Raw genomic sequence first — 14,708 nt, forward strand, 5'->3', positions numbered from 1 at the left:
CGTTCGGCAATCGCATCGAAAACAGAAGGAATTTGCCGGCCAGCTTGCGCCGCCCCGCTAGGAACTCCGCCCGCAGATGCCAAAGTCGATGGCATTGAGCGGTCGGCTTCGATGCAAACAGCGGCTTCGATGCAAACAGGCTGACACTTCCTTTTTCCCTCTCACAGACCTAGCAGCCTGTGTTACGTTTGAACAACGGGCTGGCAGCCTGCCTTACTCTAGCGGCTGGAGAACCGGTGCTGGCAGATCGATTCGCTCGACCGATTCGATCATTCCGGATTCAAGCTCCAGTTCTTCATCGAAATTGATCGGATCGGCATCGATGATCATTCCTTCATCCTCGATGTAATACTGACCTCCCACCGTATTCCGATTCATGACGCCCGGATCGATCCACAATCCTTCTCCGGTCAGTTCCATCGTCCCCAGATCCAAATCCAGGCTTCGCCGAACGACCTCGTAATTGACCCACACGTTCAGCAGCGAGTTCTGAGCGTTCAGCAAATCGTTCAGAGCCGAGATCGTATCACGAGCGGCCGTCGGGCCACTGGCAAGTCCCCGAGCCTCGCGGAGCTGACGAATGTCTTCGTTCAATCCGATCTGGTCCGCAGCGATCCGAACCGCTTGGCGCGACAATTCGAAATTGTACTGATTGGACTGCAACTGCCTCAGCTGGCCTCGGAGCAACTGCCAGATTCCATCTTCGTACTGGTAGTAAGAGCGGCGAGCCTGATTGAATTCAATCAACGACTGACGATAAGTATTCCGTTCTTGCAACCGAGTCAGCGGAGCGTCCCACTGCAACCCGACTCGCAAGCGTCCGGTGCTGGACTGCAAATCCAGTGGGTTATCGCTTGCATTCAGCACATCGCCACTGAAGGTGATGTCCAAGTTACTTTCCAAATCGTCGGCGTTGAATTCGATCAACCGCCACGAATCGACCAAGCTGGCTCGAGCATTTGCCCAGTCGCGTCGATTGCGTCGAGCGATTTCCAAAGCCTCACGCGGCGTCAGATCGACCTCAGGCAGCTGTACACTTTCGGTCCGAGCACGAGCCTGGATCAGTTGCAGAGACAACACGTCATCGGACAGCTCTGACAGCAAGTCCTGCGAAGCGAGAACCACGTCGTCTCGCATCACCCGTGCGAACTCGTTTTCGCCTTCTAAACCTTGACCTTCGGGTGGTTTTTCCGCCAGTTCTCCCAGCCTAGCTTCCAGCTGATTGATCCGAGCGTCATATTTTTCCAGGCGTCCCGAAAGAATCGAGTATTGCTCTCGCAGCTCACCACTGAGTGCGGCAATTCGATCGAAATCGAACAGGCTCGCATCCAGATTCGGCAACCCCAACAACGCACAGATAACCTCCCGTTGCTGTTCGAACTGCTTTTCCAATCGTTCAACATGCTCACGCCGTGCAGGCAAGGCTTCTTCCAATTGGTCGATATCCTTGGCGATCCGCGGCAAGTCTTGCTGCACCAATTCGTCGAGGAATCGGTTTAGCGGGCCCAATTTGCCACGCAACTGAAGCAGCTCTTCGGCCAATTCCGGCGACCAACGAACCGATCGAATCGGAGTCCCCGTCGCGGGATCAATTACCTGATCGGCAAATTCGAGAAGTGCAATATTGGTCTGGCCAGCGGTGCTACGCAGTTCCGTCAGTTCTTCGCGACGCATCCGCACCTCGCGATCGATCAATTCAAACTGTTTCAGTGAAGGGTCTTCGATTCGAGTGCAGATATAAGGTGGCAACCCCAAATCGCCTAGGAACGAATCGATCGATGACTGATAGGCAGCCCGACGCGTCAACAACTGCGTCTGAGCACTGATCAACGCTTGCTGAGCCTGTGCGACCTGCAATCGCTGCCGCGGAATCGCTTCCGCATCCGCGGGAATGGTTGTCAACAATTCGACCAACGTGTCCTGCAACAAGACCAGGTTTTCGCTCAGCCGAGCAACATTCTCTTCCTGGTTCTCGATCTGCAACTGATCCTGAAGCAGCCCCATGAAGCCTCCCGCCTGAGCGACTCCACCGCCGGTGGAAAATCCGGCCGTCCCGCCGCCACTCAGACCGGCGAACCCGCCCCCCAGCCCACTGAATCCGCCCAGGCCGACCCCGAATACACCACCACTTCGCTGCACAGTCGATTCGGTGCTTCGCCCCGTCGTGATCGACAGGTAGAAACTTCGTCGATAGCGTTCGATCGCCCGGACGTTCGCCAATAAACGCCGTTCGGAAAGCGTCAGACGCTCCATCACTCGGTCGCGACCGGCTCCCCTTAGCAGCGGTTGGACAAGTGCGAAATCAAGCACTGTATTGGCGCTTTGTGTACTGGGACCACTCATCTCCCAAACGATCGAATTTGCCAGCCCGACCACTAAATCGGCTCCGGTTGCAAACGATCGCTGCATCGCAAGGGGCCGCTGCCCGGTGCTGTAAGGGCCAACCAGCAATGCCGAACTGCTATCTCCATTCAAACCATTACGATCGGGACCGTCCGCGGTGTAGAACGTCTGTGCCCCACCGAAGAACTGCGTATCAAATCGGAAACGTTCGCTGCTGACGTCCAAGGCGGACAGGTAAAGCTGTTCCAATTGGCGTTGATAGTCGGGTGAATGCAGCAATGCCAAACGGACGGCCGTATCGCTATCCAGCACCAACACGCCATTCTCGTCCAGCGGAAGGTATTGCCACCAATCGGGCGACTCCGCAGCATTCGTCTTTCCGTTGGCGTCCCACAGCGGGTAGCCCCTGCGGCCATCGACCGAATCCATATATTGATGGGACACCGGATCATCGATCGGCATCGGCTGGCGGTCAGGGTCAAACGGATCGAACATACGGCTTTCTCGAGCCGGTTCGATATTTAGATTCCCAACGTTTTCCTGACGGCTATGCCAGACCTTTTCGTCGATCAACGCATAGGCTTCCGCATCGGCCTGTTCACGGTAATAGGCACGGTGACAGCCTGTGGCTCCCACGCTGACAACGGCCACTACCAATAACGGCCACTGAACCAGCGACCGCCGAAGCTTGCGACAGCGACTCTGTTTTCGGTTCAAGCCTGATAGACTCATGCGACTAACCTTCCACCCCAAAGAAGGGGCACCAGTACGTAAAACGAAACCGAATCGGTCCCTGCAATCCCGCGGACTTCTGCGATGGCCGACTTTCGGCCTACATTCGGTTTCGGTCTTACCCATCGAATGGCTTGACCGGATCGCGCTAGTCGGACCGCTAGTAACGGAGATGCCGGTCATGACGTAGCGGTCGGGTCGGCTTTAACGATTGGGCCCGTTCAACAGGGGAAGCGGACAACGGGATCCCGAAATAAGATTGCTTTGGAAGGAAAAACTTGACGTTGGAGATAGCCCAACTTACGGTAGGTTAGATCGTACCGGTCTTTTCTTCGGCGCATCTATACCCGGCAGCGTCACTTCGGAGTTGGCACAACGCGACCATGAACATTGTCCTGATCGTCCTGCTAGCGTTGTATGTCATCGCTTTCCTAGTCTTTCTATGGAAAAGTGCTGACATCTGGCGTTGGTACCATATCGTCCTAGCCGTCACATTGATGATCCTTTCGATCGTCTTTCTCGCTCCCCTTGCAGGAGTACTGAAGACTCGAGTCGCTTGGAACCAGATGTTCCAGCAGGTCGAAAAGCAATTGATTGACCTAAAAGCCAAAAATGTTCAGTTAAACCAGGAGGAAGGAGGGGTTCGCCACCTCCAACTGGAACTGCAAAAACTGAGCTCTGAATCGGGCCGGGTCTGGCGTCATCTGGCCATGCAAAATGTGACCCCTGAGGGAATCACACTGGTCAAAATGCCCGATCCGAACGCTCCTGTTGATCCAGCCGCACCAGCTGCGGCCGCCGACGCGGTCCCCATGGTCCCCGAAAGCATCGTCCTCTACGGCTTCGCCGAACAGGAAATGACATTTAACGAAACGGTTTCGCTGGTTCCAACAGTCTATCTGGGCGAATTCAACGTTATCAGCAGCACCCCGAACCAAGTGGTGGTGGCTGCCGCTGGAACCCCTAGCCCCCGGCAACGACAAGCGATCGAGAGCGGAGCGGCCAAAAGCTGGTCCCTTTACGAATTGCTCCCGCTGGACGGTCACGGCCCATTCTTGGCCCCCGGCAGCCAGCCGAGCGACGCCAATATGTTTGGCCGCGTCGATGCGGAATTGGTGGAAAGCCTGTTCGGCAATCGAGTTCCCGCAGAAATCCTGCAAGCCTATCTTCAGGATGGGCAACGCGTTGGTGAAGGCGGAGCCATTATCGAGAGCGTCGAAGAGACCGATGGTGAGGCCCCGGCCGTCTCGGCAGCTCGCAACGAATATTTGGTCCGCTGGTCGAAAATCAAATTCATCAAAGATTACAGCGAAGACGTCGATAGTGCCGAGGACCGCGGAGCCGAAGAGGGTGGGTTCTTTGAACAGGGCCTTGCTGTCGATAGCCGCCTCAAGCGAGATGGCGACGAAACGACCGTCAGCTTTGAAAGCGGCGACGAAGTCTATGTTCCCTACGACACTGCGATCGACCTACGTGACCAAGGGATTGCGGAAATCCTGGTCAACCACAGCGTCCGCCGATTGAACGATTACCGGTTTATCCTGCGACGAACCGAACTTCGCCTGGACGAAGTCCGCGATCAAATCGCTCAACAGACCAAGCAGAAGAAGATTCTTGAAGAGACGATGGCTCAGACCGATGCGATGAACCAACAGTTCCAGGTAACCAAGAACCACCTGGAATCGGATAACGGACAACTGATCCGAGAACGGACCGCCGTTGATCAATTCTCCAAGAAACTGGAGCAAGAACTTGATTCCAGCCGCAAAACCTTGGCAGAACTGTATCGACTGAATCAGCAGCTTTCTCAAGAACTGACTTCGATCCATACCGAACTGGCCGAACTGATCGAAGAACGCGTCGAAGCGGTCGCCGCAGAATAGCCTGGCCAGCCCAGACGATTCATGCTGGCTTCCGCGACAGCATTCAAAAAGGTTTGCCAAATCGTAAGGGTTTGCCAAACCTTCACGCTCCGTCATGGCGCGGATTTTAGGACGCCAATTTTAGGACGAACACACCGTTAAAACGGAAAAGGTGCGACCAGCCCGCCGTCTGTCGCATCTCCCCCAAGGAGTGCGGACCTGAAGGGAAGAGAGAAAAGGCTGCAGACCGCTGCGACAAATCATTCGGGTTAGACGGGTCTTTCGCCGCTGACAACAACGGCACTGATGTAAAGCCCCGCCCCCGCTTTGACTCCGTCTTTTCCTCGCAGGTGATGCTGGACCACTTTCATCACGTCGCGACGACTGATCTGACCGCTCAATCGGCCGGCGAAATCCAGTACGGGCAGACGCCGGCAAGCGGCATCGAGGAACTTCTGAGCGATCGAAAGCAAATCGGTCTCTTCATCAACCGCTGGCGGGTTGGTGTCAACAAATGCCATCAGGTTGTTTGAAGGAAGCTGGTCGTAGAGCGCTCCGACGGCAAACTGCATACACGATTTTTCCGAAAAGATCCCTAAAAACCTTCCCTCGCTATCGACGACGGGGGCCCCGGAAATGTGGCGTTTCAGAAGAACATCAATCGCGTCCAAAACGTCCATCTCCGGCGAAAGAGTCACCAAATTTGAAACCATCATGTCGCGTGCTGTGACTGTCTGTTTCATCGTGCTGCTCCAGAAAAGATAAGAAGCCCTTGTCGATCGGGCGTGGAACCACCGAATACGATCGTGACACTCTCAGCAGCTCAGGTCAACAAAATAATATTCTGCGCCAAAATCCAATTCGGCTGGTAGACTTTATAAAAGCCCCTTGTCTGAAAATTAAGCGGAAATCCGACCCTTGGAAATCCTGAGCATTGAATGCACCACCTGCGGAAGCCGGCTAAAGGTCCGCGACCCTAGCCTGATCGGACAGATCATCTCGTGCCCAAAGTGCGGCGGAATGGTCGAAGTTGCCGCACCACCCACCGGAGACCTGCATCCTGGACCTCCGGAACCTGGGCCTCCAGAACCTGGGCCATCGGAAACTGACGAAACGTCGTCCGATTCCAACCAGAGAATCTCGGTGGGCCCCGATGGAACCGTCGACAGCCAAGCACTCACCCAAGAATCGCTGACCGCAGGAAGCTTCACCGACGGGGCAGAGCAGGGGAGTGACGCGGAATCGCCCAGCGGTCGCTTGCCGGGGCCTGACGAATTCGCCGCGGGTCCCGTCTTCGACGACGAAGGACTTCCCCCCCAAACGCAGGCGGACGAAAATCCGGCAGAACCAAGCCGACTGGATGCGGCCGCCTTTGCCCAAAGTGCCGCCAGCCGCAAAACTCGCCAAGTCGCGATGATCAGCGCTTTATCGTTTGTCGGTTTGGTCGTTTCGGTCATCGCATTCACAATGTTCGTTCATTGGTGGCAAGCGGAAGAAAACGGTCCGGCGGTCGCAGGGAATTCTCCCGCCACCGATCCTTCCGCCCCGGACGCCAGCGATGCCCCCACACCCTCGTTAGCCCCCGACGCCGCGGCAGCAAACGCCCCTGAACCAGACGGCTCCGCACCCGACGCGGGGGATCCTCGCAACCAAGATCCAACCGCACCGGCGGCTCCCGACTTAAGCCCGCTCCCCCCCGAAACAATGCCTGCCGAGGAGCCCGATCCGATCACCCCACCGGCGGCGTCTCCCGCGGCAACCGCGCCTGTCGAACCAATTCCTGGAGAAATGCCAGCGACAGATACTCCCGCAGGGGACCAAGCGTTACTCGATTCGATGATTGGGAATCCGGTTTTAGGGGCGAACGACGCCCCCGCGGCGACTGCGAACAACGGGGAAGAACTCCCCGAGGAACTGAAACGCTGGACGAATATCTTCAGCGTCGATCAAGACCGTGCAGCGAACCAAACCAACCTTCCCGCACCTCCGACTTTGGAGCAGGTGGAACTGGACATGCCCGCGATCGCCGCCGCCAGCAACCTGGAAGCGGTCGAGCAAATCGAAGTCGAATCGTGGTTGGAACGCCGCCTAGCTGCCGACCCTCAACCAGCACCGCTGGTCCGCTGGGTCCAGCTCCTGTCACAGCTTTCCAGCGTCCCAATCGGGATCGACATGGTTTCCCTGGATGCCGCCGGGATCGATCCGCTTCAGCCGGTAACCCCGCCTAGCGGCTGGACAACCGCCAGTGCGATCCTGGACAACTTAACCGCCCAACTGGGCTGTGAAGCGGAGCGAAAAGAGCACGTCGTCGTGATCCGTGCTCCCGACGCGGCGATCCAAGCGGCACTTGCCCCTGCGTTGCTGGTCGACGATCTGATCGATCCGCCCAACGACGCCGCCTCGGCGAACAACGCATTCCTGGAATCGGCGGTCCGCCGCCTCGCCGACGCCCCGACCGCTCGTTTGGTGCTGGACGAAAAGCCAAGAATCGAAATCGAAGGGGCCTCTTCCCCTCAATTGTGGATGGCGACACTGACCCTGGAATCGGTTCGCTTGGCCAGAAAACTCCCGCCACGGCTTCCTCCGGCTCGTTCAACCCGATGGCTGGTATCCCCGGCCGCCCCTGAATGGCCTCCGATTGAAGGGCAAAAATCGATTGCACCGCTGGACCAACCGCGTTCGGCGATCGATTTACTAGTGGAAATCAGCCAAGCAAACGGGGCACTTCCCCTGATCAATTGGTCCGATGCCCTTCCACGAGGCCTAGCCCCCAGCAGCGGAGCGATGCCGTGGTTAGCCGAAACGGACGGTAAACAGGCCGTCCACAATCTCCTGGATCCCTACCAACTGAAGGCCTGGAATGTCGGCAACGGACTGTGGTGGATCGGTTCAGAAACGACCTACGACGTCTCCGAGGTATTCGCTTACGCACCGCTGGATCCCAGCAAATCACGGGCAATTCTAGAGCGAATGGCGGCGTCGCTGGACGTCCCGTCGGCCGACGCGCTGCACGTCGCCGTCGACCCCACAAGCAAGCATCTAATCAGCCGAACCCCCCGTTTCATCGCCCGCCAAATCCCGAAACTGATCACTCCTTAAAAAAGGGGCCAAGGGGCACATTGACAGATCGATGGGTTGGATTCTACTATACCGGGCCTGACCGTCCCTTCGGGCCCCTGGTCCGTTGAGGATGTGTCGCCTCACCAATCCATTTTTACTGGCACGTTGAAAGAGCTTCGATGGCTGTCCCAAAACGTAAACACTCGAACAGTCGTACTAACAAACGCCGCAGTCACGATCGTTTGACCCCTCGTCAACTGACCTACTGCCCTCAGTGCAGCACGGCCGTTCCTACCCATGTTGTGTGCCCAAAATGTGGCCTTTATCAAGGCCGCACCATGGTCGAATCTGAGCAGCAGTAATTCGAACCCCCTCGGCTGACTCAGACACACTTCTGACGGACTGGCGATGACTCTGGATGTACAAAAAGTCGGCCTGCTGTTCCCTGGACAGGGAGCACAGAATGCTGGCATGGGGAAATGGCTTTACGATACGTTTCCAGCGGCTCGTGAACTATTTCTGAACGCGGCAGATATCCTCGGATACGACCTGGCAGCGATCTGCTTCGAAGGCCCGACGGAAAAACTGAACGCGACCCAATTTTCACAGCCCGCTCTGTTCGTCACCGGCATGGCGGCCGTCGAAGGGCTCCGTGAACGCCACCCTGAACTGCTCGAAAAGGTTACCTGTACCGCAGGTCTAAGCCTGGGTGAGTACACGGCGGTATGTTTTGCTGGCGGCCTAAGCTTTGAATCCGCACTGCGACTGGTTCAGCGACGCGGCGAAGCGATGCAGGCCGCCGCGGACGAAGTCGAAAGCGGAATGGCAAGCGTCCTGGGCCTGGACCTGGAAACACTGACCGCCGTCTGCGAAGCGACTCGCCACGAAGACGAAATCCTGCAGCCCGCAAACCTGCTCTGCCCAGGCAACATCGCGGTTTCCGGACACCTGTCCGCACTAAGCCGCCTGGAAGAAACCGCCAAAGAAGCAGGTGCGTCGCGAGTAATCCCGCTGGCGGTTGCCGGGGCTTTTCATACCCCGCTGATGCACCCAGCCGTCAACGGACTCCGCGAAGCCCTCTCGGCAACCCCGCCGATGGACACGCCGCTGCCGGTTTACTCCAACGTCGATGCCCACCCGCATCAAGACGGCTCGGAAATGCACCAACTGCTCGCGGAACAGGTCACCGAACCGGTCCTCTGGGAAGCGTCGATCCGCCGGATGATCGAAGATGGCGTGGAAGGCTTTCTGGAACTGGGAACGGGACGCGTCCTTCAAGGGACCATCAAACGAATTGAACGCCGTTTCCCCATGGACGGATTTGGTGACAACCCTGGAAACTAGAGGGCATGTCATCCAAGAACCATCTTTTTCTGCCCCCAAGAGACACTGAAATATGCAATTGTCCCTCTCCGTCGACCTGAAAGACCAGACCGCGATCGTCACGGGTGCTTCCCAAGGCCTTGGCAAATCGGTTGCCCTTGCCCTAGCCGCCAATGGCGCCCACGTCGCCTGCCTCGCTCGTAACGCAGAAAAACTTGCTGCGACGGTCGAAGAGATCACTCAAGCGGGCGGATCGGCCGAGGCAATCGCCTGCGACGTCACCGACCGCGAAGCGACCGCTGCGGCGATCGCCGGAGTCCACAAGAGAACCGGACGCTTGGACATCTTGGTCAACAACGCTGGCATGACTCGCGATAAACTGCTCCGAGGCATGTCGGACGAGGAATGGGACGACGTGATCGCCGCTAACCTGACCAGCTGCTTCGTTGCCTGCCGAGCCGCAGCGACAATCATGCGTCGAGCCAAATACGGGCGGATCGTCAACATGGCCAGCATTTCCGGAGTCATCGGGAACGCGGGACAAACCAACTACTCGGCCAGCAAAGCGGGCATGATCGGGCTCTCTCGATCCCTCTCGCGTGAACTGGCCAACCGCGGAATCACCGTAAACTGCGTTGCCCCTGGTTTCATTGCCAGTGACATGACCGCTAAATTGGGCGACGTGGTGATGGGTGAAGTCCGCAAACAGATCCCAGCGAACCGCGTCGGTGAGCCAGAAGATGTCGCTGCGGCGGTCCTTTTTCTTGCCAGCCCAGCGGCCGGATACATCACTGGACAGACCCTTATTGTCGATGGTGGGATGTGCGGCTAAGGCTTTCCTTGGTATGAAAGCCCCACACAAAAGCCTTCAGAGAGCCCTTGCAAATGAAAAACGGGGATTTTTCACGGTTATTCATGCCGCAGCAGGCTCTCAGTGTATTGACGCCTTTTACACGCATCCCCTATCTTTTCGAGCTACTTGGTTTGCAGTGCCGGTCGCATTTCGCTTCTGACACCCACGGCCATTAGAGAACACTTACCGCTTAAACGAAATCGTTTTCAGGAGAATGGGCCCATGGCTTCGGTTGAAGAACGGGTTGTCGACATTGTTGCCGAGCAACTTGGTGTTGAAAAAGACAAAATCACGCGAGAAACCTCGTTTGTCAATGATCTGGGTGCCGACTCGCTCGACACCGTTGAATTGGTAATGGAACTGGAAGAAGAATTCGATATCAGCATCCCTGATGATGCTGCCGAAAAAATCCAGAAGGTCGGTCAAGCGATCGAATTCATTGAAAAAGAAAAAGGGGACGACGCGTAACGCGTCTCCCATATCTTTCTATGTACTTGTCACCGCCCCTGCCCTCCGACAGTTGTGCTCAGCTCTTCTTGAGCGACAGCAATCTGGATGGGTCTCGGGCGGTTTGTTTTTCCCAACCTTAGATTGCTGTTGAGGGTTCGTGATGAAGCGGCGTGTGGTCATCACCGGTACCGGTCTTGTCACCCCCTTGGGCGACGACGTAGGACAATTCTGGTCCGATCTGGTTGCTGGAAAAAGCGGCATTCATAATCTAACAATGCTGGACACCTCTGGTTTCAAAATCAAAATCGGTGGAGACATCCCTGAATTTGATCCCAGTGTCGTTGCTGACAGCAAAGAAGCCAAACGCCTCGACCGCTTCTCGCAGTTCGCGATGTTCGCGGGCACGCGAGCCGTCGAACAAACGGGCCTCCAATTCGAATCCGAAAATCGCGAACGATGCGGAGTCATTCTCGGCTCCGGTATCGGCGGCCTTTGGGAAATTGAAGCCCAAATGGAACGGATGCTGTTCAAAGGGACCGACCGTGTCAGCCCCTTCACCATCCCAAAAATGATGCTCAATGCAGCCGGTGGGAACATCGGTATCCAGCACGGCCTGCGAGGCCCCAACTACAGCGTCGCCACCGCCTGTGCCAGTGCAACCAACGCGATGGGGGATGCCCTCCGCAGCATCCAGTACGACGACACCGATATTGTGATCACCGGTGGTAGCGAAGCGGCCATCACCCGCATGGGCTTGGCCGGCTTCCAAAACATGAAAGCCCTCTCGTCCCGCAATGACGACCCGCAACGGGCCAGCCGACCCTTCGATTCCCAACGCGACGGCTTTGTCCTTAGCGAAGGAGCCGGCCTGTCGGTTTTCGAAGAACTGGAACATGCACAAAATCGTGGTGCCGACATCATCGCTGAAGTGATCGGATTCGGTTGCAGCTGCGACGCGGGCCATATCACCCAGCCCGACCCTCGAGGCGCCGGTGCAGCCCAGGCAATGCGAATGGCCATCCAAAACGCCGGGATCGACCCAGTGGATGTCGATTACGTCAACGCCCATGGCACCAGCACCCCGTTGGGCGACAAAGCCGAAACCGCTGCGATCCACGCAGTCTTTGGGGACCACGCAAAACAGCTTTCCATCAGCAGCACCAAAGCGGCCATCGGGCACTCCCTGGGAGCCAGCGGTGGAATCGAAGCGATCGTCACCGCACTGACCCTGAAGCATGGCGTCGTCCACCCAACGATCAACCTGACCGACCCCGACCCAGCCTGCGACCTCGACTACACCCCGAACGAAGCCCGCGAACGTTCGGTCAAAATCGGGATGAGCAACAGCTTCGGCTTCGGCGGCCACAACGCCTGCATCGTGCTAAAACGATACGACGGCTAAAGCCCGATCGGACTGCCACCCAAAAACAGTCCGCCCGCATCTAGTCTCGACAAGCTGTCAGCACAATCGACAGCCTGCGAGACCGGAGTCCAACGATGTCGACCAAAGGGGCAGGGCAGTAATCAACAGCGCGGCATTCGCGTCATAATCCAAGCACAACAGGCATTTTCCTGCCCCCATCTTCTTGCCAACTTCGACCGAGAACATGGCCCAAAAATGAGGGCAGGAAGACTAGAAGAAAAGGATGCCGAGACCAATCCTACGGGCGTCGACAAACTACGCCTGCAACGGATTGCTATGCCTTCTTCGAGCCCAAGCCTGGCTTTTCTTCGCGGACAAGCATGTCCATGAATTTTGCAAATCGCCTCTGTCTGGTTTCGGGTTTCTTCGCACTCGTCAATCCATGCGCGATGACATAGCGACTCGATTTATTAAGCGTTTCAAAAAACTGCTTTGCCTCCGGCTTCCCCTCCAGAGCTGCCAGAAAATCCGCCGGCACTTCCATTTCACTTGCCACATAGGCTTTCTCCCACCGGCCGTCCGCTTTGGCGGCACGAACATGCGTCAGCCCTGCCTCCATCATCCGGCCTTCGCGCATCAATCGCTCCACATGCTCTCGGTTCCTTTTTGACCAGCTGCTTCGCGTCTTCCTTGGAGTGACCCGCTGCAGATAGGCTTGCTCATCGATGGACTTTCTGACGCCATCGATCCAGCCCCAGCACAGCATCTCAATCACCACATCGTCCCAAGTCACGCTCGGAATCCCAGTCCTCTTCTTAAATATCTTCACCCACAGTTCACTTTCGGAGGCATGATTCACCTCAAGCCAGCGACTGAGATCTTTCGGCGATGCGAAGGAAATGATTCTCGCAGGATCCGGTTCAGGCATGGAGCTAGACACACTCGGGAAGAAAGTTGGTCGTCACACGACGGCGAACCACGACGTAACGTTTACGGAAAAACGTCACCGACTCTCAAGTGCATCACAAAGTTCCCACAGAGGGGCTTATTGCACAACAAATGATCCGCCAGTCGCATCGGCATTACATGCCCTAAACATAGGCGACGAATTGGGACCGAGCAACGACACCAAGTCATAGAGCAGCGACAACACGCATCAATGGCGACCGCGCATCACCAGTCGTATCATTCGCGCAGATTAGCGTTATTCGCGGGCAAAAAAATGCGCGCAAAACTGCCCGCTAAGATCGCTAATCTGCGCGAATGGATGCGCCAACGCGACTAAACCCAAAACAATCGAATCCAGCAAGAACGTTGGCGACAGTTGATCATCCACTTCAAAACGACCGAATGCGCCCGCCTGGTTGCATCAGATGGCCATTCCCGACCTCACCAAATCGGGTCAATCTTTGAATTTTGAAAATGATCGCAAAGGACTCGAAATCCTTAGACCACAAAATTGCTTGAAGCAACACTAGGTCCTATTGCGTCTGCGTTCCTGTCCGATTTTTGCAGCAGCATACAGCCAAAATGGAGCTATCACGATACAGCCAAACGCCGCAATCCCGCCCCCAACCATGCCTGCACGCTCAGCCTTGTTGCGATTCGATCCACTGGAATTATAGATCAGAGCAATTGATCCGATGCCAAACACGACCGTAACCACCAAGACAATTGCTGTTGCGATCAGCGGAGCTTTAAGACGTTTCATTGTATCGTAGAACCGTTTGGGAGATGAGGGCAACCGTCCGCATCAGGTTTCAACAATCGAGCACCACACCCATGGCAACAAACATCCGAGCGTAGCACTGCACCACAGTTCCCGCACGTCGGAACGGTGTCGTCGTACGAGCCAGAGATTCGGCCAGCGTAATCCAGCCCGACGATTCGTTTTTGCAGGCGGATCAGTTCAGCGAGTGAACGAAGCAGTAACCAATTCAGAAACGAACCAATTGCGACGGAGAAAAAAAGCAAGAATCCAGCAACATCGGCGAACAAAATGATTCCAAGCGATGCCAGCCCGCCAAGCACCAATGTAAGCAAGGCCGTAAAGTCAAGGATCGTTTCAAGTCCAGTGCCGTTAAGCCGTCGGCGTTTCGGAATCGGCGTGGCGGTAAGTTCCATAAAGAATCAGATTGAACGAGTGGCTAAAGGGGAAAGGTGCAGCAACAGGACAGTGTTCCAGTCGAATCCGACAACGATTGCCGATGCGCCCAAATGAATCGAGACGATCAACAAAGCCCTGGATGATTGCGAGGACATCTGATTATAGATGCCTGATAGCACACTCCGCTAATTGGCGTCGCCACCTGCCGGGCAGTCATCTGAGGCGACGTCCCCAGATCAAATCAACGATTTGTGGATACGAGCTAAGCATAATGGTTCTTGCGGTATGCCAGTGTTGCGAACGAATCACCAAGCCGGCTGACCGAAGAGGAACCGACCACCAATCGACCATGACTGGAATTTTCTTGCCCCCATCTTCCTGCCAAACCCTACCGAGCAAATGGCAAGAAAATGGGGGCAAGAAGATGCACGCAAAATTGCCCGCTAACATCGCCAATCGACGCGAATGGATGGGCTAGGTTTCCCGAGCCAGAAACGAACGATGACAACCTTAAAAGCTGCAGGGGACACTGAACCAAAAGAACCGATCGACGACGGAGAGTTTTGAAGGACAGCATGGACGGTGCATCAACCGGCAAGAACGTTTCGGTTCACG

Annotated in this window: 12 protein-coding genes; 7 read left to right on the top strand and 5 right to left on the bottom strand. The window is 56.2% G+C overall.

All coding sequences use genetic code 11. The features are described 5' to 3' along the window. Positions 1-213: 213 nt before the first annotated feature. Entirely contained in the window at positions 214-3,075 is a 2,862-nt protein-coding gene (locus tag FF011L_RS20740; protein WP_145353892.1) for a hypothetical protein, read from the bottom strand. 383 nt (positions 3,076-3,458) lie between these two features. On the opposite strand from FF011L_RS20740, the gene FF011L_RS20745 reads away from it, so the two are divergent. Further along, positions 3,459-4,958, top strand: coding sequence for a coiled-coil domain-containing protein (locus FF011L_RS20745; protein WP_145353893.1), 1,500 nt, complete (start codon positions 3,459-3,461; stop codon positions 4,956-4,958). 248 nt (positions 4,959-5,206) lie between these two features. Here FF011L_RS20745 and FF011L_RS20750 read toward each other — a convergent pair whose 3' ends face one another. Beyond that, positions 5,207-5,680: a CBS domain-containing protein gene (locus FF011L_RS20750; RefSeq protein WP_145353895.1), complete on the bottom strand. Its 474-nt coding sequence runs from the start codon at positions 5,678-5,680 to the stop codon at positions 5,207-5,209. A 175-nt stretch (positions 5,681-5,855) separates the two neighbouring features. Here FF011L_RS20750 and FF011L_RS20755 point away from each other — a divergent pair, with 175 nt between their 5' ends. The 6 genes from FF011L_RS20755 to fabF all read left to right on the top strand — a co-directional run bounded on the left by FF011L_RS20755 (position 5,856) and on the right by fabF (position 12,025). Beyond that, positions 5,856-8,036 carry a hypothetical protein gene (locus tag FF011L_RS20755; protein ID WP_145353897.1) on the top strand — a complete coding sequence of 727 codons (2,181 nt, stop codon included), beginning with the start codon at positions 5,856-5,858 and terminating at the stop codon, positions 8,034-8,036. Positions 8,037-8,176: 140 nt separating this feature from the next. Continuing rightward, complete coding sequence (gene rpmF, locus FF011L_RS20760; protein ID WP_145353899.1) at positions 8,177-8,359, top strand: 50S ribosomal protein L32; 183 nt, start codon at positions 8,177-8,179, stop codon at positions 8,357-8,359. Between the two features lie 46 nt (positions 8,360-8,405). Next, the gene (gene fabD, locus FF011L_RS20765) at positions 8,406-9,341 is read left to right on the top strand and encodes an ACP S-malonyltransferase (protein ID WP_145353901.1); all 936 of its coding nucleotides are present in this window, start codon (positions 8,406-8,408) and stop codon (positions 9,339-9,341) included. 52 nt (positions 9,342-9,393) lie between these two features. Continuing rightward, positions 9,394-10,152, top strand: coding sequence for a 3-oxoacyl-[acyl-carrier-protein] reductase (gene fabG, locus FF011L_RS20770; protein ID WP_145353903.1), 759 nt, complete (start codon positions 9,394-9,396; stop codon positions 10,150-10,152). A 243-nt stretch (positions 10,153-10,395) separates the two neighbouring features. After that, positions 10,396-10,641 carry an acyl carrier protein gene (locus tag FF011L_RS20775; protein ID WP_145353905.1) on the top strand — a complete coding sequence of 82 codons (246 nt, stop codon included), beginning with the start codon at positions 10,396-10,398 and terminating at the stop codon, positions 10,639-10,641. A gap of 142 nt (positions 10,642-10,783) precedes the next feature. Beyond that, a complete protein-coding gene (fabF, locus tag FF011L_RS20780; protein WP_145353907.1) occupies positions 10,784-12,025 on the top strand; it encodes a beta-ketoacyl-ACP synthase II in 1,242 nt (413 codons plus the stop codon). Positions 12,026-12,320: 295 nt separating this feature from the next. On the opposite strand, the gene FF011L_RS20785 is transcribed toward fabF, so the two are convergent. The 3 genes from FF011L_RS20785 to FF011L_RS20795 all read right to left on the bottom strand — a co-directional run bounded on the left by FF011L_RS20785 (position 12,321) and on the right by FF011L_RS20795 (position 14,110). Then, entirely contained in the window at positions 12,321-12,914 is a 594-nt protein-coding gene (locus tag FF011L_RS20785) for a YdeI/OmpD-associated family protein (RefSeq protein WP_145353909.1), read from the bottom strand. 546 nt (positions 12,915-13,460) lie between these two features. Beyond that, positions 13,461-13,697: a hypothetical protein gene (locus FF011L_RS20790; RefSeq protein ID WP_145353911.1), complete on the bottom strand. Its 237-nt coding sequence runs from the start codon at positions 13,695-13,697 to the stop codon at positions 13,461-13,463. Further along, the gene (locus tag FF011L_RS20795) at positions 13,694-14,110 is read right to left on the bottom strand and encodes a hypothetical protein (RefSeq protein WP_145353913.1); all 417 of its coding nucleotides are present in this window, start codon (positions 14,108-14,110) and stop codon (positions 13,694-13,696) included. The genes FF011L_RS20790 and FF011L_RS20795 overlap by 4 nt, the downstream gene beginning before the upstream one ends. Between the last annotated feature and the right edge of the window lie 598 nt (positions 14,111-14,708).

The organism is Roseimaritima multifibrata, from assembly GCF_007741495.1.
Classification (GTDB): Bacteria; Planctomycetota; Planctomycetia; order Pirellulales; family Pirellulaceae; genus Roseimaritima; species Roseimaritima multifibrata.

What these genes read in the sequence shown, in the direction of transcription:
- FF011L_RS20740 (WP_145353892.1), bottom strand. Translation starts at nt 3,075, where the DNA reads ATGAGTCTATCAGGCTTGAACCGAAAACAGAGTCGCTGTCGCAAGCTT.
- FF011L_RS20745 (WP_145353893.1), top strand. Translation starts at nt 3,459, where the DNA reads ATGAACATTGTCCTGATCGTCCTGCTAGCGTTGTATGTCATCGCTTTC.
- FF011L_RS20750 (WP_145353895.1), bottom strand. Translation starts at nt 5,680, where the DNA reads ATGAAACAGACAGTCACAGCACGCGACATGATGGTTTCAAATTTGGTG.
- rpmF (WP_145353899.1), top strand. Translation starts at nt 8,177, where the DNA reads ATGGCTGTCCCAAAACGTAAACACTCGAACAGTCGTACTAACAAACGC.
- fabD (WP_145353901.1), top strand. Translation starts at nt 8,406, where the DNA reads ATGACTCTGGATGTACAAAAAGTCGGCCTGCTGTTCCCTGGACAGGGA.
- fabG (WP_145353903.1), top strand. Translation starts at nt 9,394, where the DNA reads ATGCAATTGTCCCTCTCCGTCGACCTGAAAGACCAGACCGCGATCGTC.
- FF011L_RS20775 (WP_145353905.1), top strand. Translation starts at nt 10,396, where the DNA reads ATGGCTTCGGTTGAAGAACGGGTTGTCGACATTGTTGCCGAGCAACTT.
- fabF (WP_145353907.1), top strand. Translation starts at nt 10,784, where the DNA reads ATGAAGCGGCGTGTGGTCATCACCGGTACCGGTCTTGTCACCCCCTTG.
- FF011L_RS20785 (WP_145353909.1), bottom strand. Translation starts at nt 12,914, where the DNA reads ATGCCTGAACCGGATCCTGCGAGAATCATTTCCTTCGCATCGCCGAAA.
- FF011L_RS20790 (WP_145353911.1), bottom strand. Translation starts at nt 13,697, where the DNA reads ATGAAACGTCTTAAAGCTCCGCTGATCGCAACAGCAATTGTCTTGGTG.
- FF011L_RS20795 (WP_145353913.1), bottom strand. Translation starts at nt 14,110, where the DNA reads ATGGAACTTACCGCCACGCCGATTCCGAAACGCCGACGGCTTAACGGC.